Below are 23,290 nucleotides of genomic sequence, written 5' to 3' on the forward strand. Positions count from 1 at the left end.
TACTTGGCAGTCTCAAAAGATTGAAAACAAGTCATAAAAAAACATAACAAGTCATTGCAGCAGGACAAAAAACAGCTGGTTTTTGCTCGTGCCTCGCTAATTTTAACCAGCTATTTTGTTGCCTCTGAATGAGGTGTTCAGGCTGTAGAAAAACCTAACGGGTTCTGGTTGTTGAGAATTTATCGCGCACCTACGTTGATTTAAGAGCTTAGCGGCGATGAAAAAACTGCTCCAGAATTCACGTAGAGGCGTCATTTTCAGTACAAAAAATGATCAATTTTTGAGGCTGAGGCTTTTCTACAGCCTCGTTATGCATAAAGAAGAATCGATATGAGTTTGAATATTTCCACAATACTCGCAGACCTAATATCAGAGTCTTATAAACGGAGCCCAAAGCTAACGGTCTTCGGTATATTTTTCAGTATTGCTCTAGTGGTAGTTGCAGTGTCTACCACTGAGTACTTAAAAGAGCGTGATTTCAAGAAAAGCGCGCCGAAAGATGTGGTGGTTCAAATTCAAGAGCTGGAAAAACTAGACGAAGGCTTAGGCAAACTGTCAGCATTTATCCAGCTTCAAAAGCAACAGCTGAACGAAAAGCAAGCTGTAATCTCTTCGCTTGAGAAAAAACGTTCTGAACTGGAGCCTATCGTAAATTCTCAGTCAGAGGTGGTCGAAGCCATTTTTAAGGTGCAAGAACAGCGTGCCCAGCAAAGTAAGTGGCTTGATCGGGGTATTGGTTTTGCTCTTGGCATATTGGGTTCGCTTATCGCATCAGTAATCTTCAAGCTCATTGATCGTAGGCGCAATAATGCATAACAAGCGCAGGCTGTCGGAACGCCTTCCCGCTGCGCTCCAAGTTGTCCGCAGCTGCGGGCGTTAGGCGTTAAGTTGCACCGCGTTGCGCAATACGCTGCGCTTCTTCCATGATTAAGTCATTTAAACATAAGGGCCTGAAGCTGTTTTTCGAAAAAGGGAAAACTTCAGGCATACAGACTAAGCATGCGAAAAAACTTCGCATGCAGTTAGCTGCTATCCATACATCACAAGATATCGATGACATTAATTTGCCCGGATTTTCTCTTCATCAACTCAAAGGAGAAAGGTCTAATATTTGGTCGATATCAGTCAACGGTAATTGGAGAATAACTTTCGAGTTTACGGATGGTAATACTTACATCTTAAATTACGGGGATTATCACTAATGAATATGCATAACCCACCACATCCTGGTGAATTTATTGAATCCATTTACATGGAGCCACACGGCATCAGTTGCAGGACACTTGCTACCCATCTTGGTGTTGCCGCTTCAACACTAAATCGTGTCGTTAAGGGAAAAAGTGCAGTAACGCCAGCAATGGCATTAAGGCGCAGCCCTGAAAGTTGGCTTAGCATGCAAGATAATTACGAGCTTTGGCAGGCTAAGCAGAACATCAACTTGGATAACGTGCAGCCAATAGATCTGCATGCTGCCTAACAAGCAAATGTTGAGGACACAAACACGCGGGCTCTGCTGCGCAGTGTAACCCATGCGTTAGTACCTCATTTCTGAAAACAGATTTTCTACAACCTCGTTAGCTATTATTGCGTTGTCTGAAAGTGATACTATAGTGTCACTATTAGTCTGATTCAGGGTGAGTCCATGAAGGTTGAGCTGGTTACGAACCTAAAACGCCAAGCTACAAAAATTTTGGCAGATCTGCGCTTGTCTAAAGAGCCGGTACTGATCACGGAGCACGGTCAGCCATCCGCATACCTTGTTGATGTGCAAGATTACGAGTTTATGCAGCGCCGACTTGAACTGCTTGAGGGGCTCTCGCGGGGAGAGCGCGCTGTACTTGAGGGAAGAACGTACAGCCAAAGTGAGGCCAGGGAGAAAATGAGTAAATGGCTGAAGTAATCTGGACAGAGCCCGCCCTTCAAGAATTGGATACCATTGCTGAGTACATTGCTCTGGATAATCCTGCTGCAGCAAGTCATCTGGTTCAGAAAATTTTCGATAATACCGAGCGTTTGGAGAATTTTCCCCAGTCCGGACGGATTCCTCCCGAGCTCCCTAATTCGGTATACAGGGAGTTAGTGGTTCAACCCTGTCGCATTTTCTATCGTGAGGATGGGAAGCGTGTTCTTGTCCTCTATGTCATGCGAGAGGAGCGCCAGCTCAGGGCTTACATGCTTGGAATTGGAAGCAGCTAAGCAGCCGTGTCAGTCTGATTAAGCCTTTCCACCAAGTGAATTAATCCGATTCCTGCCTGCTGGTAAAAATGTCTGCAAGGGCGAGGGTTCCTGCCTCTAACGGGCTGCCTTTGCGATAAACAATGGATAGCTGAATATGCTTTGGGCCGTGGGTGACGGGTGTCATGGTAAGGGATTTTTCATATCGGCTGCCAACAACCATATTTTTACCAATAATGGTGTAACCCAAGCCTGCAGAAATACAGCCCAGTACGCCATCGGCACTACTCATGGTCATTAACTCATCGCTGCCACGGCTTGCTTTTTGCCTCCATAACAAAGCGTGGTTTCTGTAACCACAGCCTTCCTCCCGCACCAGTAGCACGGGGTCATAATCACTTTCTTTGGGCGTTACCCTAACCAGCTCTTCTTTCACTATAGGAATGATGACCAGCTTGTCATGTTTGGGGGCGTTGCCTATGGCGGCACAGTCTACCTTGTTGTCTAAGACGGCCAGTACCAGCCGGTCGCTGGTGTCTGTATAAATCTTTGTCTGAATATTGGGGTGGTCTTGCTTGAGCTGTTTCAGCGCGAGGGGCATGTGAACCGAAGCGAAAGTTTCCGGCATACCAATTCTCAGCTCATAACTGCCCTTGTTACGCAAAATGGCCGCTTTGGCCTGATACTCCAGTTGTAAAAGCTCATCGGCGTACTGGTAAAGCTGCTGTCCGCTGGGTGTCAGCTGCAGCTTTCTGCCCGCCAGGGTGAATAATCTGGTATCCAGTTCATTTTCCAGTTTTTTAATACGGTTGGTGATATTGGATTGAACCGTATGGAGCTTATCCGCCGCGCCCTTAATACCGCCTTCATCCACAATCATTTTAAAGGTCTTAAGTGCTAAGATTTCCATTTGATTCTCTAATAATGAAGTATTTATTCTGGATGATTCAATTTTTAAGATTATCAGATCAGGTTAGTCTTTGTTAACAGTCTTTTCATTACAAGGTGGTTGTTATGTTGACAAAGCTAACTCGGACTCGGGTTTATCTTGCCGGAATCTGTAGCTTGATCGTAACGGTGGGGGTGGCGCGTTTTTCTTACAGCCTGCTGTTACCGATTATGCAGGACGGAGCAGGCCTTACAGAGTTGGGGGGCGGCTGGCTGGCGACCACTAATTTTATGGGGTATATGGCGGGTGTGCTGCTTGCTTCTAATCTGCATAACCTCAACATAAAATACAATCTGCATCGGGTTTATCTACTTCTCAGTATTGTCACTTCAGCGGCTATGGTGATGACCACGGATGTTGTTGCCTGGGCGGTCTTGCGGTTTTTTGCCGGGGTCTGTGCCTCCGGTGGCTTTATTATTGCCTCGGGTTTGATTTTAAAGTGGTTGGTTAAAAATCAGCATCGTGCGGAGTTAGGCATTCATTTTGCCGGTGCTGGGATCAGTATTATTGCGGCATCTGTGCTGGTTGAAGTGATGCTGACGCTGTCGGCAGACTGGCAGCAACAATGGTTGGCGCTGGCTGTGATGGCCGCTGTGTTTGCTGTGCCGGCATGGTTATGGATTCCACACCCTCTGGTGGATGGGCAGGATGCAAATACCACAAAAGATAATCCCCCAAGCCGGGTGTTTACCACGCTTATGATGCTGGCTTATTTTTGTGCCGGTTATGGTTATGCGGTCAGCTCTACTTTTATTGTGGATATCGTAGAACGAACCGAAGGGCTGGAAGGGCAGGGAACACTGGCCTTTTTACTGATTGGATTTGCCGCCACGCCTGCGACTCTGGTGTGGGATCGAATCGCCAGAAGAGTGGGCTACCTGCATGCCTTGCTGGCAGCTTATATTCTGCAAGTAGTGGGCATTATTCTTCCTGCCATGAATGACAGCTTACCGGCAGTCTTGTTAAGTGCGCTGCTGTTTGGCGGCACTTTTATTGCCTGTGTGAGTTTGGTGCTGACAATGGCCGGTAAGTTTTTCCCCAGTAATCCCGCCCGGTTTATGGGAGTGATGACACTGGCTTATGGTGCCGCTCAGATTATCGCACCTGTTTTTACAGGCTATCTTACCGAGGCACTGGGCAGCTATAACCTCGGATTGTACCTATCGGCCGGTGTCATGCTTCTGGGTATTGTTTTTTTGCTTGGGCTGGTGCGTCTGGAAAGACGGACAGGTTGAGGCTCTCTTATATGCGGTGCCTTTGTGGGGTGCGTTATTGGTGACGGTATGGATGATCCGGCAGGCAGGGTTGTTGGTCAGCTATTGCATTATGGCGGCCGGAGTATGCGCAGGTCATAAAAAAGAACCCCGGTTAGAGATAGCCGGGGTTCTTTAGTGTACGGAGCTAGCTGTCCGCTATTTTCCGTTTCTGCAGTGGTACTGCTAGGTCAACTAAGGAGTAAAGATGACTTTAACACTACCATCGACTTCGCTAGCGTCAATATAACCAATAGCACCGGGAGTGTTGGCAACAGCCGACTTTACTGCTGTTGTTGAGTCAAGCATGCGCGGTGGCTGCCCTTTTCCGGTAAATACCTGCTTAGACCAAAAGGCATTGAGCTGTGCCTGTGAACGGCCGGTTACTTTTGTGTGGAACTCGTCCCGCAACGCTTGCCCCTGGGACAGGTCGATAGGGTCTGCAGTCTGTCCACCTGGCAACTGCTTGCTGCGGCCAATATACAGGTCACGTATATCGTTCTTTGCCATGCTGTCAGGGCCGGAAGGGTGAGCGATAACCACCACGTCAGCCATTGCGGAAGATGTTGCCAGTAATAATGTTAGTAGAAAGTACTTCATAGCTGATTCCCTTAAAAGGCTGCGTCAAGTTTAACCGAAAAGACATTGGCATCATCATACTTAACCGATGCACTATTATTACCGTCCAGATCACCACCTGTATCGCCAAAATCAGTCACGTGGCTCAGGTCAAACTTCACGGCCATGTTGCTCATTGCATCCCAACGTACACCTATACCGTAAGAGGTACGTTCGACATTGCTGATATCAGATCCCGCGTAATAACCGTAGTAAGGGCTGCTTGGGTTTGTTACCTGGGCACGGGTGAGAGGGCGCTCACTGTCATCGGTAGACTCTGTCCTTGACACTGTCGTATATGGGCTCAGACTACCGAATGTGCGAACGACAGTAAGATAAGCTGAGTCGGTATCGACGGTAGGGCCGTCAGTTTCGAAGCGGGTTAGCTCCGAGATCACCTGCCAGGTGCCGTCGTTGTAGCTCAGGCCAACACCAGAAAAACTGGTGTCATATGATGTGTTATCACCAATAATGGATAAATCAGCTACCGCGTAGTTGGCACGCAGCGTCCAAATGAAATCGGTCCAGTTAATGACACCCCCAAATAGGTTGTCTACAGTGATATCGGTGTTTGTACCTGCGATATCAACTGTATCACTGGTTTCACCGGTAAATGCCTGCAGGCTAAGAGTTGAGAGGTCGTAATTCACATCATAAATCGCATCAACCCCAGTGTAGCTGGTGATTGGAATGCCACCATAAACATCAATAGGAGGACGAGCCCAAGGTTGCGCGTAGCCGACTTCAAGTGAATCTGAGTACATAAAAAATGGTAAGCGCATTTTACCGGCACGCGCTTTTAGATTAGAGGAGACCTGGTGGCTGATATAAGCCCATTCAAAGTTTGGCTCCCAGTTATCATCGCTGCGACCTACCAGCTGCATGGTGACATCGGTCTTATCTGAAATCGAAAAAGTACCCTGAAGTCCAAACAGGCTCTCATTGGTAAATGTACCGTCCTCGGTATAGCCTGCATAGCCACTATCATTATCGGCAATACCATAGGCAACACTGAAAAAACCATTAAAACGCAACCGTTCCTGAGTAGGTTTATTGACCTGCTGCTGTAGTGTTTTAACTTGTTGCTCTAAATTATCAACACGAGCCTGGTCGTCGGCTATGGCCTGATTGCCAGCCAAGGTGAGACCAGTAATGCATGCACTGGCAATAAAAGACTTAGGTTGATTAAGGATCATAGCTCTCTCCAAAGAATTATAATGGTCATACCTTAAACTGAGAGGCGACATCTCCCAGTCGTTTTGAGATGTTGTCGATATCCTGACAGATTGAGTTGGTCGTGCTGGTACTTTCAGTGACCGTCTCAGTATTTTTATGGATGTCAGTAACGTGTCGCATTACCTGATCAAATGTAGAGCGCTGCTCTTCAGTCGATTGGGCTATTTGATCGTTAAATGTACTGATCTCCTGGACGCTAACCAGAATGGTAGCTAGCGCCTCTTCAGACTCTTTTGTGGCTTCAACGCCTGTATTTACGTGTTTGACACTGCTTTCCATGGATTCAACAGCACTTTGGGACACGTTTTGCAGTTCGCTGATGACGGAATGAATCTCCTCAGTCGCCTGCCGGGTTCTGACAGCCAGTTCACGAACCTCATCTGCGACGACAGCAAAGCCCCGTCCATGTTCACCAGCCCTTGCTGCTTCAATGGCAGCATTCAGGGCAAGCAAATTGGTCTGTTCAGCGACCGTTTGAATCGTGTTAAGTAACTGGCCTACATCGGTACTGAAGGTGTCGAATTTATTCACCACTTGCGCTGTCGCTTTAACATCCTCTGCCAGTGTCGTTATGGTGTCGACATTCCTGTTCAGGGTCGCCTTACCCTGAGCTGCAGTGGTATTGATCTCGTTGGCTTTATCCGAACCCAAGCTGGAGAGTTGAGCAACCTCTTGTACGCTGGACATCAGTTCTTCAATGGCATGACGTGTGGCAGCGATAGCTTGAGCCTGAGCACTGATTTCACTGACATTTTTGCCGCTGGTGTCGGTCAGTCGGTCAGAAACCTGTGACAGTGATTGCACATCCTGCAGAATTTCGGCAAATGACCGGTGCAGCTTCTCAACAAAGCGGTTGAAGTTTTCGGCGAGAGGTTGGATCTCATCCTGCCCCTTATAAATAATCCGGCAAGTTAAGTCCCCTTCGCCAGATGCCATATCATGTAATGACTGAGTAACCTGATTTAAGTTACGGGTAATAGAGCGGCCAATAATAAGGCTCAGAGAAACCAGAACAACGATGGCTATAATAGCTATGATCAATGATATCTGTGATGCGCTGGAGGCGCTGGCCAGTATATCGGAAATATTATTTGTAAAACTGAGTTCTCTATTGGCTTTCATAGACTCCAGTGAGTCATGGAGTGCTTGCAGCCTTTGTGCATTTTCTTTTGCCTCGTTAGCGACCTTAGAAAAGTCTACTGTTCCATCAATAAAGCCTTTAGCAATTGTTGTGGCTGTATTAAACCAGCTGTTGAGTTGTTCTTCAGCTTGTTTGACACCAGATGTGCCTAAATCACTAAGCTTATTCAGGTTTATTTGAATTAAATCCCGCTGTTTCTCTGCCTGCTCTAAAATATCAGGGTCACCGGTAGTTACCGCAGAATTGATATTCTGCTCCATCGAAAGCAGAGTGCCGAGATTGATGGTCGTCAGTTCCAGCGAGGGGTAGAGCTTATCCTGAACCTCTGCCAACCGTTTGGCATTGTTGTTTTCAACATATAATGAATAGCCCTGGCTGACGACAAAAGCCAATAATGCAATGGCTACAATAAGCAGTAATTTTTGGGAAATTTTTAAACCTAACACGCTAATTTCCTTTGCAGTAGTATCTGTATTGGGCTTGCCTTGTTTCAGCAGCAGTCTAGGGTTAATAACAATTATACTTAATGTAGAGTTATTAATCTATGTTTTTTGTGTTGCTAATATTTACCTGTATTCAGCTTAGTAAGTTTTGGCATTTTTTCCTGTTATTCAGATAGAATTTTATAATTTTCCGTATCTTTACAGTAAAATTATCCTGCCTGATGCATCGGCTGGAAGATTGTAACCTTGAATATAATTTATGAATGGTCAGTCATCTTACTAAGGTGATTATACCCACTAACATTGTCTGGTTATTATCTGACGGATCTGATGTATAGGAGGGCTCATGCTTCTTGCTATGATATGTATATGGTTTTTGATACAAAAACTAATTTTTGTGAACGGAAAGTATTATTTGAACTGAGTAACCAACATCATGTCATAAACGACGCATTATTTTGGTTTGGTTGAAAAAATCATCCGTAGCAGGGAGAGACCAACAACGTATTTTGCTAATAAATACAAGGTGGTAGGTATTCATTGTGAGGTTACGACCTTGTTTCTGGTCGATCAGGAGCTGGCTTTCTGGCTCAGAAATTGGGCGCTAGCGATGCACCTGACGGCGTACTTACCCTGTTGGCGTGCCAGATATGTTACAGATTTTTCCTTTTTTTTAGTTGTTGGTATCAGAACTGATCTGTCAGATCCAGTGGCCGAATATGGGTAATTTTAAGCTCCCCCTGCTTTGCAGGGCTTCAGGGGTGATCAAAATGAGTTGCCGGAGCAGAGGTTCGGTTGATGGATTTTGTATTTCACGAAGTACTGCAACCTTTTTAATCACAGAAAATTGTACATTGTTACAGCTGTCAGCAATCCATGACATTGCTGACGCTGTATTGTAACTGAAAGTCTAATTAAGGGATCACATGATTAAGCGTTTTGCACGTCCACTACTATGGGTCGGATTGACTGTTTTGTTTGTTCTTGCTGCGATGGCGGCGTTGGTTGCTCTGATGGAACATAAATCCGGTGCCCTGCCTGATGTGAAGCTGAAGACACTTGATGAAGAGGTGATTACACTTGAGCAGATAGCGGACGGTAAACCTATGGTGGTCAATATTTGGGCAACATGGTGTCCGCCCTGTATTCGTGAAATGCCTCTGTTGCAACAGGCTCAGAAGGCGAATCCTGATATTGCCTTTGTTTTTGTCAATCAGGGTGAGCACTCTGAAACAGTAAATGCTTTTCTGGATAACGCTGATCTGGATCTTACTTATGTACTATTAGACAATAGAGGTCAGTTGGCACAAGTGACAGCCAGTATGGCACTGCCCACAACGCTGTTTTATAACGCTGAGGGCGAACAGGCAGATGTGCATCGTGGAGAGTTAACCGAGAGTGATTTGTCTGTATTGTTGGGTCAGATATTACAGCCCTGATTTAGGCAGGTGAATCCTGAGTCTAAAACAGAGATAATAGCGACTGTCAGAATTTAATTACCCGAACGGAAATACGGCCCGATATGAGTAAATCGTTACAGGATCAGCTATTAAACGCTGGCTTAACCAATAAGAAAAAGGTTAAGCAAGCGGAAAACCACAAGAAAAAGCAGGCGAAAGTTAAGCGTACAACAGGTCAGGAAGACGAGGTTAAACTGCGCGCAGAGCAGCAGCGTAAAGAGAAGGCAGAGCGTGATCGTTTGTTGAATCTTGAGCGTAAGGCTGAGGAAGAGAAAAAAGCCATTAAAGCTCAAGTAAAGCAACTGATTGAGATGAACCGGTTATCAAACTCTGCCGGTGATCTTGCCCATAATTTTGTGATGGACAAGAAAGTCAAAAAGATTAACGTAACCGCAAAAATTTCCGACCAGTTGGCTAAAGGGCGTTTGGCAATTGCTGAGCTTGAGGGGCGCTACGAGCTGATACCTCCAAAGGTAGCAGAGAAAATTCTACAGCGTGAGCCAGATTGGCCCATCGTACTGAACGAGAAAGCGCCGGATACCGGTGATGCAGAAGAGGATGATCCGTATGCTGATTTCCAGATTCCGGATGATCTGATGTGGTAATACCCGACAAACGAATAAGAAGCCTGCATCGCAGGCTTTTTTTATGCTTGAGTGATTCGGAATTGCTGCTAAATCAATTAGTAAAAAACCGATACCTGATAAGCTGTAGGGGAGTCATTACAGGAGGTGCCTATGTCAGCCCGCTACAGCTTTAGTTCTGATGAGATCAATGACGCGATCGACATTCTAGAGCACGCGATAGTCAACCATCGAAGCTGGTATGAGTCTCTTCTGGAGGGTTTGGTTTGTCGTCAGCCTTTCAACGAACAGGTCATGGACCCTCTGGCTCATACCAAATGCGGCTTTGGTTGCTGGTATTACCGAAATGCTTCTGAGGCGATTCGCACGACTCCTGAGTTTTCGGTTCTCGAATCTACCCATAAAGAGATGCATGATGCCGCTAGGGATCTGGTCCGGCAGTATCAGCAAAATCAACAGGCCTCGCTGGAAGGGTTTCGTACTCTTAATCGCAGTAAAGCTGAGCTGGTTGAGTTATTGAACCACATGCATGATTCTATTGTAGAGCAGCAAAATTCATTTGACCCCCTCACTGGACTGATTAATCGCCGTTCTATAGGACTGGTTCTGGATAAGAATCATGCCCAGTCCATTCGCAGTCATACCCCGTATGTCTTGGCGATGCTGGATATCGACTTTTTTAAAGCGGTGAATGATACCTACGGTCACTTAGCGGGTGATGAGGTTTTAAAAGCTGTATCCCGCTACGTCAGTGAATCCCTGCGAGAGGCTGACTCTGTGGGGCGGTATGGTGGTGAGGAGTTTCTGATACTGCTACCGGATACTAACGCCAGCGTTGCGCAGCAGGTATTGGACCGTTTGCGGCAGGGAATCAGTGAGCTAAATGTGGTTTATGACGATCAGGTGGTCTCTCTGACAGTCTCAATAGGTTATGCCAGTTTTTCTCCGGGTAAAGTAGTCTGGGAACTGGTTAAGGATGCGGACCAGGCTCTTTATCAGGCGAAAAAGAATGGCCGTAATCAGGTGGTCGCCCACCGGGACGACCTCCTTTGTCAGTATTGACTGATTAGAGTCTTAGTACTGAATGATCAGAGTGCTTTCAGCAACTTTTGTGCAGTCAGGGCTGAACTCATCGGGTTTTGTCCGCTGATCAGTAATCCATCCTGTACAGCAAAGGCCTGCCAATCGCCGGCTTTCTGAAAATCACTGCCGCGTTTAATAAACTCATCTTCCAGAAGAAATGGCACCACATCCGTCAGCTGAACGGCATCTTCTTCACTGTTTGTGAAGCCAGAAACCGCCTTGTCTTTGACCGCATAGTTTCCTGCTGCATCTTTAATATTCAGCAGTGCTGCAGAGGCGTGGCATACAGTCGCTACGGGTTTATGCGTTGCCAGAAAACGTTCGATCAGGGCAATAGACGTTGGGTTATCCGTAAGATCCCAGAGTGGGCCGTGACCGCCCGGATAAAATACGGCATCAAAGTCATCAGCGTTGATATCTGCCAGTTTCAGGGTATTAGCGATCTGACTCTTTGCGTCAGTATCCTGATCGAAACGGCGGGTATCGTCAGTTTGAAAGTCTTCCAGTTCACTTTTAGGATCAACCGGAGGCTGACCACCAGCTGGAGAAGCAAGTGTGACCTGAACACCTGCATCAACCAGTGCATAATAAGGTGCGGCAAACTCTTCTACCCAGAAACCTGTTGTTTCACCTGTATCACCCAGCGCTGAGTGAGAGGTTAAAACCATTAGTACTTTTTTATCGCTTAAAGCGCTCATATTCATATCTCCGGGAGCCGTATCAGGGGCTCGCTGGTTAAGTGTTTTTCAGGTGAACTGAAGTCTTGCCAGGCAGTTTACGGTTTGGATCTATATTGAACAATATGAGTAAAACTGACTTTAATAGTTTAATTATTGATACAATATAGGCGGTGTCGTGTTGCAACCCTCAAGCCGAGTCTGGGCCTTAAAATGAATATTTCGTTTGAACAGTTAAAAAGTATGGTGGTGTTTGCTCAGGTCGTGGAGCAGGGTAATCTGACTGCTGCGGCTAAACGTCTTGGGCTATCCCGTGCGGTGGTGAGCTATCATATAAAGAAGCTGGAAGAACAGCTTGAGGTGAAGCTACTGAATCGTTCTACCCGGGCGATCAATTTGACCGAGGCTGGTTCGGTTTATTATCAGTCCTGTCGGATTATTGCAGAGCAGGCGTTGCAGGCGCAGCAGCAGATGGAAGCGCTGAAAGAAGAACCTCAGGGGCTGATTAAAATTACCTGTCCGGTCAATGCCGGGCTCCAGTTGGTGGTGCCTGCGCTGAATGAGTTCCGAAGTCTTTACCCTAAGATTGAGCTGGATGTGATGCTCAGTGATGAGATCATCAATATCATGCAGGAGGGCATTGACCTAGCGATTCGGGGTGCGCCCCTGCCGGATTCCGGCTTGCAGGCTGCCCGTTTAACAACCCTGCCTACGTGTCTGTGTGGTGCGCCGTCCTATTTTAAAAAGCACGGACGACCCACAAATCCAGCTGAACTGGGTAGTCACTGCTGGGTCATCTACAAGCAAACCTCAGATGTACTGACCTTGCAAAAGGGTGAGCGTTCTTACAGCGTGGCTTTAAAAGGGGGAGTAAGTACCAATAATGCGGCAGCGCGCACAGCGTTTATCGAGGGTGGGCATGGGTTGGGGCGTATTCCCTTGTATGATGCCTGGCCGAGAATAGAAGCCGGCCACCTTGAAACCATTATGGATGACTTTGAACTGAGTCCTATCGATATCTATGGGGTCTTCCCACCGGGTAATGCAGCCTCTAAGAAACTGAGGCTGCTGCTGGACTTTCTCAGGGAGTATTTTATTCGTCTCGAACATCCGTTGAACGGTATCGTTCGCTAAACGCTTGGTTTTCTATGGGAGATGCTTCTCTGAGAGGTTTAATCGTTGCGGTAGATGGTTTCAATAAGGTGAAAACCAAATTTGGTTTTTACCGGCCCGTGTACTTTCAGAACAGGCTTGGTAAAAACAACATTGTCGAAGGGCTTTACCATGGCACCGCGACGGAACTCTCCAAGATCACCGCCTTTCTTACCGGATGGGCAGAGAGAGTGTTGTTTGGCCAGTTTGGCAAAATCGCCGCCCACCGCCAGCTTCTTTTTGATCACTTCCGCCTGTTCCCGGGTTTTAACCAGAATGTGTCGTGCGCAGGCCGTGGCCATGATGGTGTCCTCTGAGGTTGTCACTGCAGTTAAATAGCAGTGTTAAATTAGCGATTCAGCAAAAGCAGGTCGCTGGAAAGGCGGCTATTATAGCCATTTTTTCCGGCGAAGCAGTAATGTGACAATGATGGCGGCGCTGAACAAACCACCACTGACCCACCAGAACGCATTAGGGTTATCTGCCCCCGGCATGCCGCCAACGTTGATGCCCAGTAGCCCGGTGAGAAACCCCAGTGGCAGAAATACCGCTGTGATCATCGATAGCAGATAGACCCGCTGGTTACCCAGCTCTGACAGCTGGCTGAGTAGCTCTTCCTGTATGACCACGGCGCGTTCGCGCATCGCACCCAGATCCTCCAGATAACGGATCAGACGGTCTGTGGTTTCACGAATCCTCAGGCGTTCGGTTTCATTCAGACCACTGAATCGCTCGGTATGTAAGCGTGCCAGAGCATCGCACTGAGGCGCGAGGTAGCGGCGCAGAGTTATAATCTGGCGGCGCAGTGCAGAGAGTTCTGCCTTAACCTCATCATGACCGCCGGTCAGGGCCCGCTCTTCCAGATCTGCCAGAGTATCCTCATAGCTTTCCATGGTTTCCCGCATTCGCCAGGTCAGGTTGTCGGTCAGGTCTGCGATAAACTCCCCAGTGGTAATCGGTGCCTGATGATTCTGGATCTGGGAGAGCAGATCCTGAACAGATTGCAGCTGGCGCTTTCGGGTACTGATAATGCGGTTTTTTTCCACCCATAGACGGATGGAAACCATATCATCCGGGTCGGCTTCCGGGTTCAGGTTTACACCGCGAAGCAGCAGTAACAGCCCATTACTGAAAGGTGTACAGCGTGGGCGCGTTTCGGTCGCCGTCAGCGCTTCTGCGACGACAGACTCAAGACCGGACTCTTGTTGCAGCCAGCGCTGAACTTCTTCATTGGTGTACTCAAGATGCAGCCAAAGTAAACCCTGTTCCGGTTGCCATTGGTCGATCTCGTCGGCGGTCAGTGTTTTTCCCTGCTGATCATTAAACAGGTATGCATGAATTAAACCGGATGACACAGGCACAGGCTCTCCTTAATGATCTTCTCTGCTGATGGCGTGGAGTGTACGACGATAACTCCTTGGCTGAACACCCTTATTTTTAACGCAAAAAAACACCCTGCAGTGATTTAGCATCGTTGCTAATAACCGAAGGGTGCTTTTTGTCTCAGTTCGGACTGATGGATAATCAGGCTAACCGGTAGAGCAGAATCTTATGCGCTGATCGCTTCAGTCAGTGCTGCGCGGGCTTCATTGATTGGCGCTTCACCTGCCGCAACACCTGCTGCCTGTATCAGGCGGATATCCTGAAGACCGATAAAGTTAAGCGCTACTTTCAGATAGGTATCCTGATGGTTCAGGAATGCGATTGGTGTGTGTGCACGGTAGTCGCCACCGCTTGCTGTGATCACATACACCGGGCGATCTTTCAGCAGACCTTGTGGCCCCTGCTCCGTGTAGTGGAAGGTTTCGCCAACACGGGCGACCTGATCGATCCAGGTTTTCAGGCCGGAAGTGATGCTGAAGTTGTGCATAGGTGATGCGATCACAATCTCATCAGCTGCGCGCAATTCGGCAATGAGCTCATCAGATACTGACAGCGCTTGGTTCTGGGCTTCGGTGCGCTGCTCTGCCGGAGTATAGAAGGCCCCTATGGTTTCTTCCGTCAGGTGAGACGGCGGGTTAGCGCCAACATCCCGATGAGTAATGGTGCCCTGAGGGTTTGCAGTCTGCCATTTTTCAATAAATTCAGTGGTCAGTTCCCGGGTGATGGACTGACTGAGTTTAGGGCTGGAGTGAATCACAAGTAGATTTTTCATGGTATGTCCTTTGTCGGTTAGCAGACGGGCGGCTTCCTGAGTAGAGAAAGGTGTTGTCCGTTATGTCTTATCCTTGCTACTTTACTCCTAACAAAAAGAAATAAAATTGCATTAAATAACGCTATATATTCTGTAAATTAGAAATGTTTGAGCTTAAACTCGAAAAAATTGAAAGGTTTAGGCGGTTCAATCGTTAAAATTGGGTCAATTGGTAAACAGGGTGAAAAGCTAATGGCGGGACATAAAACAACGCTGGAGCAGTGGCGCATCCTGCAGGCAGTGGTAGATCATGGCGGTTATGCCCATGCGGCGGAGGCCCTGCATCGCAGCCAGTCGTCTCTGAACCATGCCGTAAAAAAGCTTGAGCATCAGTTGGGTGTTCAGGTTCTGGAAGTTAAAGGCCGAAAGGCATTTCTGACCGATGCCGGAGAAGCCCTTTTACGGCGCTCACGGGTGTTGACGGAAACAGCAGAAAGGCTGGAGAAACTGGCCGAAAATATTGATATGGGCTGGGAGCCGCAGCTGAATATTTGCGTCGAAGCGATCTATCCACGGGATCTGTTATTTCGGGCACTGGCACGCTTTTACCCTGAAAGCCGGGGGACTCGCATTCGGATTATCGATACGGTTCTTACCGGTAGCGTAGAGCAGATCGTCAATAATAGTGTCGATCTGGCAATTACCGGTCGTGTGCCTAAGGGCTACACCTCAGAAGAGTTATACCGGGTTGAGTTTATGTTGGTGACCCATCACACCCATGAATTAGCGGCCTTGGGGCAGACAATCAGTCAGCAGGAGCTGGTTGAGCATATGCAGGTTGTGATTAAAGATAATGCTCTTAAACCTTCTGAGTCACAGGGCTGGCTTAAATCAGAGCAGCGCTGGACCGTAGACAGCTTTGAGCGGGCAAAGCAGATTCTCAAGCACGGCATGGGCTTTTGCTGGTTACCCCGGCATGAGGTGCTGCAGGAGCTGGCCAGTGGCGAGCTTGTAGCATTGGATGTGGATTTTTCCTCCACCCGAACGGCAACCGCTAGTCTGGTTATTCCTGATCCAGACCTCTTAGGCCCAGGGGGTAGACGGCTGTATGAAATTCTGATGGAAGAGGGCCGTGCTGCCAACTGCAAAAAAACATTTGCAGCGTCTGGGTGTACATCAGAGTGAAGCGGTCTAATCTGTTTCAGCAGGGAGATGCGCATCGGTCTGTTTAAGGGCATATCTATGACCGTAAAGCTTAGGCTATAATTGCAGATATTATGAATCAATAGGAGTAATCAATGGTTCTTCAACGGTTAGGGACTCTTGTTTCACGGGCCATACAGCTGATGGCTTTCAGTCTGGTATTATCCGGCACAGCATTGGCTAATGACAGAGCGTTGTTGCAGGCCACTATCGATATGGACCGCCAGTATATCCCTGCGTTGATCTATATAGAGCAGGGTGATCGTGAGTCAGCCCGTGACGCCATGATGAAATTCTCTGAACAATGGAGTGCCTTTGTCACGACTTTTGCGGTTAACAGTGATGATCCTGAATGGCCGCATTTTCTGGATATTGCATCCGGTATGGTCAGTGAAGCTTTTATGGATGTTCAGGACGGTGAGCTGGAAGATGCCAGAAAGCAGCTGAGCGCAGTAACGGTAACCTTGCACGGCCTGCGTGAGCGCAATGGTATTAATTACTATATTGATGAACTGAATGCTTATAAGCCATACATGGATGCACTGATTGCTACAGCGGACAATAAGAAGGGCAGGTTATTCACCCGAGCTCAAATCCGGGTACTGCAAAAAAACTGGGCTCAGGTCTGGCCGCGCTGGGCGTCGATCCGCCATCATGTCAGCCGGGCAGATTTTGATCAGCAACTGTTTGGTTTTACGGATGATCGTTTTGTCGAATTAAAACGGGCTGTAGCCCAGGAGCAAACGGCGCTGAATAGACTACGACAGGCTCTGCGCACCGGTACTCATCGGGAGATGGCTGATGCCGCTATCGATCTGGAAGCTGGTTTTATGCGAACCTACCGGGCTTTTGGCGATATGCCTTTCGAGTAGATTATGTATAAGCAAGAGTTCCGAGGCTTTAAGCCGTTCAGGCAGTAAAAAAGAGGCGCGATGTTTTACATCGGGCCTCTTTTTTTGTTTCCTGCCTTATATCAGGCAAAACACTTGTGTAGGAAAAAGTGCCCTGACCGAGGGGATAAAAACCTAAGTGGGAGATCGAAACTGTTTGATAGGAGAAGAGTAAACTGATGGGTAAGTCCGGTCGGCGTTATTCGGTCAGATATTGGTGAATTGTTGCACAATCTGACATCACCTGTCGGAACACGGCATAAATCCATGCCTTAGAGTCACGGCTCAGGGTTTATGCACAGAATTGTGCACCGAAACTGTGGACAACTTTTCTGCGGTTTCACCTTACAGAAGGTTCCTAATGCAAATTCTGTGCTGATTCTTCTTATTTTACCGCTCAGGCTGCTCGGGATTTCCTGAACCGTTAATGATATTTTATTGTGATACCTATTTTTGTTTTTGTGCCATCTTTGTGTGTTTGTTTTGGCACTCCTCCATAAGTAGGAGTGCCATGGAAGGCAGAGAGAAGCGCTGTTACACTAGCGTTAAATGGTACGCATGTAGTGCGGCTTATAAACATATGAAAGGCTAGGTCATGTATAACTTTAGTTTTCAGAACCCAACCAAACTGATTTTTGGCGAAGGCCAGATTAGCAAAATTGCTTCCTCAATTCCGAAAGATAAAAAGGTACTGGTGATCTACGGCGGAGGCAGTATTAAGAACAATGGTGTCTACGATAAGGTTAGCGCAGCCTTGGCAGAGCACCAGTGGAGTGAATTTGGCGGTATTGAGCCTAACCCCGGTTTTCACACCTGCCTGAAAGCCCTAGAGCAGATTAAAGCTGACGGCAGTGAATATCTACTGGCGGTTGGTGGTGGTTCTGTGGCGGATGCCACTAAGTTTATTGCGGGAGCCGCCTGTTTCAATGGTGATCCCCTGACGATCCTGACTGAAGGCGCCAAAGTACATCAGGCATTACCTTTAGGGGTCGTATTAACGCTACCTGCAACTGGCTCTGAGAGCAATCCTAACGGCGTTGTAACCCGTTACGAAACCCAGGATAAAATGCCCTTCTACAGTCGTGCTCTGTATCCTCAGTTTGCGGTACTTGACCCGACTGTGACCTACTCTTTGCCGGAGAAGCAGGTAGCTAATGGAATCGTTGATGCTTTTGTTCACACCATCGAGCAGTACCTGACGTTCCCGGTGGGAGCCGATCTTCAGGATCGTATTGCTGAAGGTATCCTGCGTACTCTGATGGACAACGGCCCTAAGGCGCTGTCCGAGCCCAAAAATTATAATGTGCGGGCGAATGTAATGTGGTCAGCGACTATGGCCCTGAATGGTCTGATCGGCCTGGGCGTTCCTCAGGACTGGTCTACTCATTTTATCGGCCATGAGCTGACCGCGCTGCACGGTCTGGATCATGGTCAGACTTTGGCGGTGATTCTGCCGGGAATGATGGAAGAAAAGCGCGAGCAAAAACGAGAGAAACTCCTGCAATATGCCCGTGAAGTTCTGGCTATTGAGCACGGCACGGAGGATGAACGCATTGACCGTGCTATCGAAGAGACCCGTGCCTTCTTTGAGTCCTTGGGCGTGCAAACCCGGTTGAGTGATTACGGCGTTGGTGAAGACGATATTCCACCGATGATCGCAGCGCTGAAAAAACACAATATGGTCGCCCTGGGTGAGCATCAGGATGTAACTCCAGAGGTTAGTGCTGCTGTTCTTAAACGCTGCCTGTAAAAAAGCCCGGAGCCCTCGCACAAGAAAGATCCATCGGATATGTAGCGGGGGTGAGGTTATCTGCCAGGTAATTCTGTGAGGTAATAGGTAATTCTGTCAGGTAATAAAGTATCGGCATAAAAAAGCCCGGCCTGCAGCGAGAGATGCAGCCGGGCAAATAACTTTCCGAGGGATAAAACAACATACGCTTTTCGTTGAAAAAGCACTTTTACAGCCGTTGCACGACGGTTGTAAAAATGGCCCGGTAAATGCGGATTACCGGGCCGAAGGGTGTCCGGTCAGCAGGGTGTCGAAAATGACCGGTGTCGATCACCTGAGTATTCATCACAAGCAAGTATGAATCAGAGGGGGAAACCTCAGGTGCCATCCACGGAGTAAATAATAGATAACCCGCGTTTGATTAAAAACCTTATCGGATCAATATAAAGTTTTGCTTGCAACAAACTTTTGTCGAATTCCTCCGCTGAATAAAATATCCTGTCAGATCTCGGGTATCTGATAGCTTCCTTTGATACACTAGCTACTTCCGTATGCACAGCATAACTCCATCTTATTTATCAGGCAGTTGCAGTTTTCTATGAGCGCTAAGAGTGTAAAAAACTACTCACTGGGGCAGGTGGGTGACTATGAGATTAAACAGCTCAAAGTTTTTAAAACCGTCGCCGACTGTGGAGGCTTTTCCGCAGCAGAAACCGCACTGAATATCGGTCGCTCGACCATTAGTCTGCATATCTCGAATCTTGAATCCCGGCTGAACCTGGTGCTTTGTAAGCGCGGGCGCTCCGGATTTTCCCTGACGGAAGAGGGAGAAGTGATCTACAAGATGACGGAGAACCTGCTGGACTCGCTGGATGCGTTCCGCATGACGGTCAACAACCTCAACTCCAGTCTGACCGGTCGTCTGAAAATTGTTCTGTCCGATACCGTAAGTCTTGATTCCCGGCTGGCATTTCCTGATCTGATCGGCATCTTCGCCGATGAGGCTCCCGGTGTGCATCTGGCCAATGACGTAGCCTCCATGGCTGAGATTGAGCGCATGGTGCTGAATGATCGTGCCGATGTCGGCTTTATTCCCTGTCACCGCAAGCTGGAAGGTCTGGACTATATTGACCTGTTCAGCGATACCTGCCGCCTGTATATCAGCAGCAAGCATCCTGTGGCGGCACTGCCGGACGAAGAACTGACCGACGAATTAGTGAACAGCCTGCCACTGGTACATGCCGGTCTTAAGCCCCATGAGTCGGTCGATGAGCTGATGACCGGGCTGAACCGTGTCGCTGAAGCCTACTTCTATGAAGGCCGACTGGCGATGATCCTATCCGGCGAGTTTATCGGCTTCCTGCCGGAGTGCTATGCCCAGTCCTACGTGGATGACGGCCTGATCCAGCCCCTGACACCGGAAGAGCGTTATTACGTACTGCCCATGACCGCCATCTGGAAGAAAACCGCACAGCCGAGTAAGCCCCGTGAATTGTTCCTGAAGATATTGCGTGAACGCTTTAATACCGGTGAGAGTGACAGCTAAACACTGACTCTTATTGGTTTGTTCCTACTACATAGTGGGAGCGCAAAAGCCCGCTGTTTACCCTCCCGTTGGGAGGTGTAAACCGCGGGCTTTTTGGTTTCTGTGTTTTCGTCACCAACGACTAAACTGGTGAAATTTGACTAAGCCTGTGGCTGGATTGACTTGATCAATGGCAGGTGCTTGGCTTCGTATGCTTCAATTAGAGTGACCATGACATCCAGTTTTCCCCCTTCGGGTGAATCCGGTGCTGCCATCATCAGGCTTTCAATCTCTTTCAGCGCCGCTTGGTAGTCGGCATCAGTTTTAATGGGTCTGATGTCCATTTTGAGTACCTCTTTGCTGTTACTCGGTGGTTATTAAATCGCCTGAACGTCGATCTTGCAAATATCCGTCATTGACGTATATTGATTGAATGTTGACGATTATTGAAACTCCTACATTTGAAGCCGATGCAGGCAAAATCTGGTCAGAGGAAGAGCGCAGTGCTTTCTTCGCGTGGTTGGCCGCTAATCCCGAAGTTGGCGATACAATTCCGGGGAGTGGGGGATGTAGAAAGGTTCGATGGTCACTTGCGGGTTCAGGGAAGCGTGGTGGAGTACGTGTCATCTACTTTACCCGGTTGGCAAATGGTGAGATCTGGTTATTAGTGATCTACAGGAAAGCCGTCAAAGAAAATATACCTGCGCATATCCTGAAATCAATTCGTGAGGTGCTGGAAAATGAGTAGCGATATTCTGAGTGCAGAAGAGCTAGGCAATAAGCTTCTTCAGTCAGTAAAAGAGATGAAAGCGGGTAAAGCAGCTCGGGTGAGTGAGGTTGTGCCTAATGAGGTGGCGGAAGCGCGAGGCAGAACAGGCCTTACTCAGCGACAGTTTGCCGAGGTGCTGCATATTTCGCCACGTACCTTGCAGGAATGGGAGCAGGGGCGACGTAAACCTTCGGGGCCAGCGAAAGCACTAATTGAGATTGCGTTCCGCCATCCAGAGATTATTCGGGAAGATCTCGAACTTAGGGGGTAGCTTGGCTTCTCAGGCCTGCACCAGAACCAACTCGTTCCCACCGCTCCGCGTGGGAATGCATACCCTGCAATCTTCCGGTGCCGTATTTCGTCAGACTATAGGTGTGGTTCGTAAGTGAAAAAGTTCTGTTAACCTATATAATTGGTCTGTGCATGGTGCCGTTCAGGGTAGAGACAGCGAGAATTAGTCTGAAATGTTAGAAGATAGCCAACGAGAGACCCTTGAAGACAAAATGTTCAAGGTAGAGAAAGTAGGTTCTGGATATCCAAATACTCTTTTTGTCCGTCTTGTGGCTAAGAGTATTGTATTCACCAACGTAGACTTTAAGTATTGTATTTTTGATGCAGCTTATTTGAGGAACTGCACTTTCAAGTCCTGTGACTTTACAGGTTGTAGGTTTATAAATAGTAACTTAGTTGGTTCAGCATTTAATGGGTGTCGGTTTGATTACGCTACTTTTGAAAAAACACAGATTGATACTGATGTTTTAGAAAGTGGTTGTCCAAGCCCTGAAAACTTGAGGTTAAAATTTGCTCGTTCTCTACGAACAAACTACCAACAACTAGGGGATGCTAAAGCGGCCAATAAGGCTATAGGTATTGAATTAATAGCTACGGAAGAACATCTTTACAAAGCATGGGTTTCCAAGGAGTCCTACTATAGGAATAAGTATAAAGGTTTTTCTAGGGTTTCTATGTTTTTTGAGTGGCTTGAGTTCAAGATTTTGGATTTTATTTGGGGTAATGGCGAAAGTGCATATAAGCTTTTTAGAGCGCTTTTTATCGTTCTTATGTTGATATCGATATATGATGTTAATTATTATGGTGACTTAAATTTGGTGAGCGATTATTGGCATTCGTTTTTAAAGTCGCCTCAAATACTATTGGGCATCAATGTTGGAACAAGCTATTCAGGGGTATTTATGGCTTCGGTCTTTGCTGTAAGGCTAGTTATGTTTGGCTTCTTTATGTCAATTCTCATTAAGCGCTTCAATAGGAGGTAGTTTTGCATATCTATGCCTTCGGCTCCATATGTAGGGGAGAAATTGATAGAGGCTCTGATGTAGATATGCTCATAGTTTCTAATGGTAAGCAACATAATATAAACCCCTCTGATTACTCGATTTATTCTTACGAACGAATCGACGAGCTTTGGGCCCAAGGCAATCCATTTGCATGGCACCTTTTCTTAGAGTCAAAACTAGTTTTTTCTCATGATAACTCAGACTACCTGTTGGGGTTAGGTAAACCAAACCCATATTTTTCTGGAAGGGCTGATTGCATAAAATTCTACGAAATTTTCAAGTCAGCCGAGCTATCTCTTAAACAATCTACCCTTTCGCAAGTGTTCGATTTGTCATCAGTTTTTCTTGCAATGAGAAACTTTGCATCATGTTTTTCTTTGGCATTTCTGGATTGTCCTAATTTCTCGAGGCGATCAAGCCTGAAGTTAGGGGAGTTAAGCGTGCCAATTGATAGTGAAGTTTTTGAAATATTAGAAAATGCTAGAATTCTGTGCACTAGAGGGATTGGATTACCTCCTGACGAATCTCAAATTTTAATGGTAATTGAGAGCCTTTCAGAAATAGAAAACTGGATGTTGTTATTAATGAGAAGAGATCATTTATGAGTGAGTTTAGAAATAGAATTGATTCTCAGAGGGAAGCTATTAAAATCGTGAATAGTTTTCAACTATATGATGAGTTTTTATTTAGTTTGACAGAGAAATCAATTAATAGATGGGTGGCTGCTAATCAAATAGACCCTAAAGCGAGGCATGTAGGTCTCTTAGTTGAGGTATCCAGCAAGTTGTCTTTTTTGGCAAATAAAAGCCAAGAACAAATTACTGAAGATTATATTGAACTGTCGAAAAGCGTATCAAAAATTTTGGATCAATTGTTTGATGAGCTAAACAAGATTAAAAACAATAACTAAAGGGAGTATACGGATTAATTTATACTTTCGTCGATGCTATTCAGCATAGCCCCTGTCTACCATG

General features: G+C 47.1%; 27 protein-coding genes and 1 pseudogene. 19 read left to right on the forward strand and 9 right to left on the reverse strand.

Annotation, left to right across the window (positions count from 1 at the left end):
* The first annotated feature begins 330 nt into the window (after positions 1 to 330).
* The 5 genes from ACN0R8_RS00005 to ACN0R8_RS00025 all read left to right on the forward strand — a co-directional run bounded on the left by ACN0R8_RS00005 (position 331) and on the right by ACN0R8_RS00025 (position 2,196).
* Positions 331 to 816: a hypothetical protein gene (locus ACN0R8_RS00005; protein WP_417593831.1), complete on the forward strand. Its 486-nt coding sequence runs from the start codon at positions 331 to 333 to the stop codon at positions 814 to 816.
* Between the two features lie 107 nt (positions 817 to 923).
* On the forward strand, positions 924 to 1,202 hold the full coding sequence (locus ACN0R8_RS00010; protein WP_417593833.1) for a type II toxin-antitoxin system RelE/ParE family toxin: 279 nt from the start codon (positions 924 to 926) through the stop codon (positions 1,200 to 1,202).
* On the forward strand, positions 1,202 to 1,477 hold the full coding sequence (locus ACN0R8_RS00015; RefSeq protein WP_417593835.1) for a HigA family addiction module antitoxin: 276 nt from the start codon (positions 1,202 to 1,204) through the stop codon (positions 1,475 to 1,477). The genes ACN0R8_RS00010 and ACN0R8_RS00015 overlap by 1 nt, the downstream gene beginning before the upstream one ends.
* A gap of 165 nt (positions 1,478 to 1,642) precedes the next feature.
* Complete coding sequence (locus ACN0R8_RS00020; RefSeq protein WP_100689219.1) at positions 1,643 to 1,900, forward strand: type II toxin-antitoxin system Phd/YefM family antitoxin; 258 nt, start codon at positions 1,643 to 1,645, stop codon at positions 1,898 to 1,900.
* Positions 1,888 to 2,196, forward strand: a complete 309-nt coding sequence (locus tag ACN0R8_RS00025) for a type II toxin-antitoxin system RelE/ParE family toxin (protein ID WP_417593838.1) — start codon at positions 1,888 to 1,890, stop codon at positions 2,194 to 2,196. Before ACN0R8_RS00020 ends, ACN0R8_RS00025 begins: the two co-directional genes overlap by 13 nt.
* A 40-nt stretch (positions 2,197 to 2,236) precedes the next feature.
* Here the strand turns inward: ACN0R8_RS00025 and ACN0R8_RS00030 are convergent, their stop codons facing one another.
* Positions 2,237 to 3,085, reverse strand: a complete 849-nt coding sequence (locus ACN0R8_RS00030; RefSeq protein ID WP_417593840.1) for a LysR family transcriptional regulator — start codon at positions 3,083 to 3,085, stop codon at positions 2,237 to 2,239.
* 104 nt (positions 3,086 to 3,189) lie between these two features.
* Between ACN0R8_RS00030 and ACN0R8_RS00035 the strand changes: the two genes are divergently transcribed.
* Positions 3,190 to 4,359, forward strand: a complete 1,170-nt coding sequence (locus ACN0R8_RS00035; protein WP_417593842.1) for a YbfB/YjiJ family MFS transporter — start codon at positions 3,190 to 3,192, stop codon at positions 4,357 to 4,359.
* A gap of 213 nt (positions 4,360 to 4,572) precedes the next feature.
* Here ACN0R8_RS00035 and ACN0R8_RS00040 read toward each other — a convergent pair whose 3' ends face one another.
* The 3 genes from ACN0R8_RS00040 to ACN0R8_RS00050 are packed head-to-tail and all read right to left on the reverse strand — an operon-like array spanning position 4,573 to position 7,818.
* Positions 4,573 to 4,977: a phosphate ABC transporter substrate-binding protein gene (locus tag ACN0R8_RS00040; protein ID WP_417593844.1), complete on the reverse strand. Its 405-nt coding sequence runs from the start codon at positions 4,975 to 4,977 to the stop codon at positions 4,573 to 4,575.
* 11 nt (positions 4,978 to 4,988) lie between these two features.
* Positions 4,989 to 6,191, reverse strand: coding sequence for a hypothetical protein (locus ACN0R8_RS00045; protein ID WP_417593846.1), 1,203 nt, complete (start codon positions 6,189 to 6,191; stop codon positions 4,989 to 4,991).
* Between the two features lie 25 nt (positions 6,192 to 6,216).
* Positions 6,217 to 7,818 carry a methyl-accepting chemotaxis protein gene (locus tag ACN0R8_RS00050; protein WP_417593848.1) on the reverse strand — a complete coding sequence of 534 codons (1,602 nt, stop codon included), beginning with the start codon at positions 7,816 to 7,818 and terminating at the stop codon, positions 6,217 to 6,219.
* Positions 7,819 to 8,741: 923 nt separating this feature from the next.
* Here ACN0R8_RS00050 and ACN0R8_RS00055 point away from each other — a divergent pair.
* From ACN0R8_RS00055 to ACN0R8_RS00065, 3 genes are all read left to right on the forward strand, one after another.
* Positions 8,742 to 9,254, forward strand: coding sequence for a TlpA family protein disulfide reductase (locus ACN0R8_RS00055; RefSeq protein WP_417593850.1), 513 nt, complete (start codon positions 8,742 to 8,744; stop codon positions 9,252 to 9,254).
* An 83-nt stretch (positions 9,255 to 9,337) separates the two neighbouring features.
* Positions 9,338 to 9,880, forward strand: coding sequence for a DUF2058 domain-containing protein (locus tag ACN0R8_RS00060; RefSeq protein ID WP_417593852.1), 543 nt, complete (start codon positions 9,338 to 9,340; stop codon positions 9,878 to 9,880).
* Between the two features lie 132 nt (positions 9,881 to 10,012).
* The gene (locus tag ACN0R8_RS00065; protein ID WP_417593854.1) at positions 10,013 to 10,921 is read left to right on the forward strand and encodes a diguanylate cyclase; all 909 of its coding nucleotides are present in this window, start codon (positions 10,013 to 10,015) and stop codon (positions 10,919 to 10,921) included.
* Positions 10,922 to 10,947: 26 nt separating this feature from the next.
* Here the strand turns inward: ACN0R8_RS00065 and ACN0R8_RS00070 are convergent, their stop codons facing one another.
* Positions 10,948 to 11,640 carry a type 1 glutamine amidotransferase domain-containing protein gene (locus tag ACN0R8_RS00070; RefSeq protein WP_417593856.1) on the reverse strand — a complete coding sequence of 231 codons (693 nt, stop codon included), beginning with the start codon at positions 11,638 to 11,640 and terminating at the stop codon, positions 10,948 to 10,950.
* A gap of 192 nt (positions 11,641 to 11,832) precedes the next feature.
* Between ACN0R8_RS00070 and ACN0R8_RS00075 the strand changes: the two genes are divergently transcribed.
* Positions 11,833 to 12,753, forward strand: a complete 921-nt coding sequence (locus ACN0R8_RS00075) for a LysR family transcriptional regulator (protein WP_417593858.1) — start codon at positions 11,833 to 11,835, stop codon at positions 12,751 to 12,753.
* 38 nt (positions 12,754 to 12,791) lie between these two features.
* Here the strand turns inward: ACN0R8_RS00075 and ACN0R8_RS00080 are convergent, their stop codons facing one another.
* The 3 genes from ACN0R8_RS00080 to ACN0R8_RS00090 all read right to left on the reverse strand — a co-directional run bounded on the left by ACN0R8_RS00080 (position 12,792) and on the right by ACN0R8_RS00090 (position 14,926).
* Complete coding sequence (locus tag ACN0R8_RS00080; protein ID WP_078320820.1) at positions 12,792 to 13,073, reverse strand: peptidylprolyl isomerase; 282 nt, start codon at positions 13,071 to 13,073, stop codon at positions 12,792 to 12,794.
* A gap of 87 nt (positions 13,074 to 13,160) precedes the next feature.
* The gene (locus ACN0R8_RS00085) at positions 13,161 to 14,126 is read right to left on the reverse strand and encodes a zinc transporter ZntB (protein ID WP_417593861.1); all 966 of its coding nucleotides are present in this window, start codon (positions 14,124 to 14,126) and stop codon (positions 13,161 to 13,163) included.
* A 194-nt stretch (positions 14,127 to 14,320) separates the two neighbouring features.
* Positions 14,321 to 14,926, reverse strand: a complete 606-nt coding sequence (locus ACN0R8_RS00090; RefSeq protein WP_417593863.1) for an FMN-dependent NADH-azoreductase — start codon at positions 14,924 to 14,926, stop codon at positions 14,321 to 14,323.
* A 231-nt stretch (positions 14,927 to 15,157) separates the two neighbouring features.
* On the opposite strand from ACN0R8_RS00090, the gene ACN0R8_RS00095 reads away from it, so the two are divergent.
* From ACN0R8_RS00095 to ACN0R8_RS00110, 4 genes are all read left to right on the forward strand, one after another.
* Positions 15,158 to 16,090: a LysR family transcriptional regulator gene (locus ACN0R8_RS00095; protein ID WP_417593865.1), complete on the forward strand. Its 933-nt coding sequence runs from the start codon at positions 15,158 to 15,160 to the stop codon at positions 16,088 to 16,090.
* 113 nt (positions 16,091 to 16,203) lie between these two features.
* On the forward strand, positions 16,204 to 16,980 hold the full coding sequence (locus ACN0R8_RS00100) for a hypothetical protein (RefSeq protein ID WP_417593867.1): 777 nt from the start codon (positions 16,204 to 16,206) through the stop codon (positions 16,978 to 16,980).
* A gap of 613 nt (positions 16,981 to 17,593) precedes the next feature.
* Complete coding sequence (locus tag ACN0R8_RS00105) at positions 17,594 to 18,748, forward strand: iron-containing alcohol dehydrogenase (RefSeq protein ID WP_417593869.1); 1,155 nt, start codon at positions 17,594 to 17,596, stop codon at positions 18,746 to 18,748.
* Between the two features lie 577 nt (positions 18,749 to 19,325).
* Positions 19,326 to 20,273 carry a LysR family transcriptional regulator gene (locus ACN0R8_RS00110; RefSeq protein WP_417593871.1) on the forward strand — a complete coding sequence of 316 codons (948 nt, stop codon included), beginning with the start codon at positions 19,326 to 19,328 and terminating at the stop codon, positions 20,271 to 20,273.
* Positions 20,274 to 20,440: 167 nt separating this feature from the next.
* On the opposite strand, the pseudogene ACN0R8_RS00115 reads toward ACN0R8_RS00110, so the two are convergent.
* A pseudogene (locus ACN0R8_RS00115) lies at positions 20,441 to 20,596 on the reverse strand (transcriptional regulator); the annotation flags it as partial.
* An 89-nt stretch (positions 20,597 to 20,685) separates the two neighbouring features.
* Between ACN0R8_RS00115 and ACN0R8_RS00120 the strand changes: the two are divergent.
* The 5 genes from ACN0R8_RS00120 (at position 20,686) to ACN0R8_RS00140 (ending at position 23,226) form a co-directional block, all read left to right on the forward strand.
* A complete protein-coding gene (locus ACN0R8_RS00120) occupies positions 20,686 to 21,000 on the forward strand; it encodes a transcriptional regulator (protein WP_417593873.1) in 315 nt (104 codons plus the stop codon).
* The gene (locus tag ACN0R8_RS00125) at positions 20,993 to 21,292 is read left to right on the forward strand and encodes a helix-turn-helix domain-containing protein (RefSeq protein WP_417593875.1); all 300 of its coding nucleotides are present in this window, start codon (positions 20,993 to 20,995) and stop codon (positions 21,290 to 21,292) included. Before ACN0R8_RS00120 ends, ACN0R8_RS00125 begins: the two co-directional genes overlap by 8 nt.
* Before the next feature lie 193 nt (positions 21,293 to 21,485).
* The gene (locus tag ACN0R8_RS00130; protein ID WP_417593877.1) at positions 21,486 to 22,295 is read left to right on the forward strand and encodes a pentapeptide repeat-containing protein; all 810 of its coding nucleotides are present in this window, start codon (positions 21,486 to 21,488) and stop codon (positions 22,293 to 22,295) included.
* Positions 22,296 to 22,297: 2 nt separating this feature from the next.
* Positions 22,298 to 22,921 (forward strand): nucleotidyltransferase domain-containing protein, encoded by a 624-nt coding sequence (locus tag ACN0R8_RS00135; protein WP_417593878.1) that lies wholly within the window; start codon positions 22,298 to 22,300, stop codon positions 22,919 to 22,921.
* Positions 22,918 to 23,226: a hypothetical protein gene (locus ACN0R8_RS00140; RefSeq protein WP_417593879.1), complete on the forward strand. Its 309-nt coding sequence runs from the start codon at positions 22,918 to 22,920 to the stop codon at positions 23,224 to 23,226. Before ACN0R8_RS00135 ends, ACN0R8_RS00140 begins: the two co-directional genes overlap by 4 nt.
* Positions 23,227 to 23,290: the final 64 nt, after the last annotated feature.

The organism is Oceanospirillum sp. (assembly GCF_048265165.1).
GTDB lineage: Bacteria > Pseudomonadota > Gammaproteobacteria > Pseudomonadales > Halomonadaceae > Oceanospirillum.

Excerpts from the sequence above, each read along its gene's own strand:
- ACN0R8_RS00125 (WP_417593875.1), top strand. The coding sequence starts at position 20,993 with ATGAGTAGCGATATTCTGAGTGCAGAAGAGCTAGGCAATAAGCTTCTT.
- ACN0R8_RS00070 (WP_417593856.1), bottom strand. The coding sequence starts at position 11,640 with ATGAGCGCTTTAAGCGATAAAAAAGTACTAATGGTTTTAACCTCTCAC.
- ACN0R8_RS00005 (WP_417593831.1), top strand. The coding sequence starts at position 331 with ATGAGTTTGAATATTTCCACAATACTCGCAGACCTAATATCAGAGTCT.
- ACN0R8_RS00020 (WP_100689219.1), top strand. The coding sequence starts at position 1,643 with ATGAAGGTTGAGCTGGTTACGAACCTAAAACGCCAAGCTACAAAAATT.
- ACN0R8_RS00105 (WP_417593869.1), top strand. The coding sequence starts at position 17,594 with ATGTATAACTTTAGTTTTCAGAACCCAACCAAACTGATTTTTGGCGAA.
- ACN0R8_RS00045 (WP_417593846.1), bottom strand. The coding sequence starts at position 6,191 with ATGATCCTTAATCAACCTAAGTCTTTTATTGCCAGTGCATGCATTACT.
- ACN0R8_RS00120 (WP_417593873.1), top strand. The coding sequence starts at position 20,686 with ATGTTGACGATTATTGAAACTCCTACATTTGAAGCCGATGCAGGCAAA.
- ACN0R8_RS00025 (WP_417593838.1), top strand. The coding sequence starts at position 1,888 with ATGGCTGAAGTAATCTGGACAGAGCCCGCCCTTCAAGAATTGGATACC.
- ACN0R8_RS00130 (WP_417593877.1), top strand. The coding sequence starts at position 21,486 with ATGTTAGAAGATAGCCAACGAGAGACCCTTGAAGACAAAATGTTCAAG.
- ACN0R8_RS00095 (WP_417593865.1), top strand. The coding sequence starts at position 15,158 with ATGGCGGGACATAAAACAACGCTGGAGCAGTGGCGCATCCTGCAGGCA.
- ACN0R8_RS00060 (WP_417593852.1), top strand. The coding sequence starts at position 9,338 with ATGAGTAAATCGTTACAGGATCAGCTATTAAACGCTGGCTTAACCAAT.
- ACN0R8_RS00015 (WP_417593835.1), top strand. The coding sequence starts at position 1,202 with ATGAATATGCATAACCCACCACATCCTGGTGAATTTATTGAATCCATT.
- ACN0R8_RS00030 (WP_417593840.1), bottom strand. The coding sequence starts at position 3,085 with ATGGAAATCTTAGCACTTAAGACCTTTAAAATGATTGTGGATGAAGGC.
- ACN0R8_RS00035 (WP_417593842.1), top strand. The coding sequence starts at position 3,190 with ATGTTGACAAAGCTAACTCGGACTCGGGTTTATCTTGCCGGAATCTGT.
- ACN0R8_RS00075 (WP_417593858.1), top strand. The coding sequence starts at position 11,833 with ATGAATATTTCGTTTGAACAGTTAAAAAGTATGGTGGTGTTTGCTCAG.
- ACN0R8_RS00100 (WP_417593867.1), top strand. The coding sequence starts at position 16,204 with ATGGTTCTTCAACGGTTAGGGACTCTTGTTTCACGGGCCATACAGCTG.
- ACN0R8_RS00080 (WP_078320820.1), bottom strand. The coding sequence starts at position 13,073 with ATGGCCACGGCCTGCGCACGACACATTCTGGTTAAAACCCGGGAACAG.
- ACN0R8_RS00055 (WP_417593850.1), top strand. The coding sequence starts at position 8,742 with ATGATTAAGCGTTTTGCACGTCCACTACTATGGGTCGGATTGACTGTT.
- ACN0R8_RS00090 (WP_417593863.1), bottom strand. The coding sequence starts at position 14,926 with ATGAAAAATCTACTTGTGATTCACTCCAGCCCTAAACTCAGTCAGTCC.
- ACN0R8_RS00140 (WP_417593879.1), top strand. The coding sequence starts at position 22,918 with ATGAGTGAGTTTAGAAATAGAATTGATTCTCAGAGGGAAGCTATTAAA.
- ACN0R8_RS00010 (WP_417593833.1), top strand. The coding sequence starts at position 924 with ATGATTAAGTCATTTAAACATAAGGGCCTGAAGCTGTTTTTCGAAAAA.
- ACN0R8_RS00065 (WP_417593854.1), top strand. The coding sequence starts at position 10,013 with ATGTCAGCCCGCTACAGCTTTAGTTCTGATGAGATCAATGACGCGATC.
- ACN0R8_RS00040 (WP_417593844.1), bottom strand. The coding sequence starts at position 4,977 with ATGAAGTACTTTCTACTAACATTATTACTGGCAACATCTTCCGCAATG.
- ACN0R8_RS00110 (WP_417593871.1), top strand. The coding sequence starts at position 19,326 with ATGAGCGCTAAGAGTGTAAAAAACTACTCACTGGGGCAGGTGGGTGAC.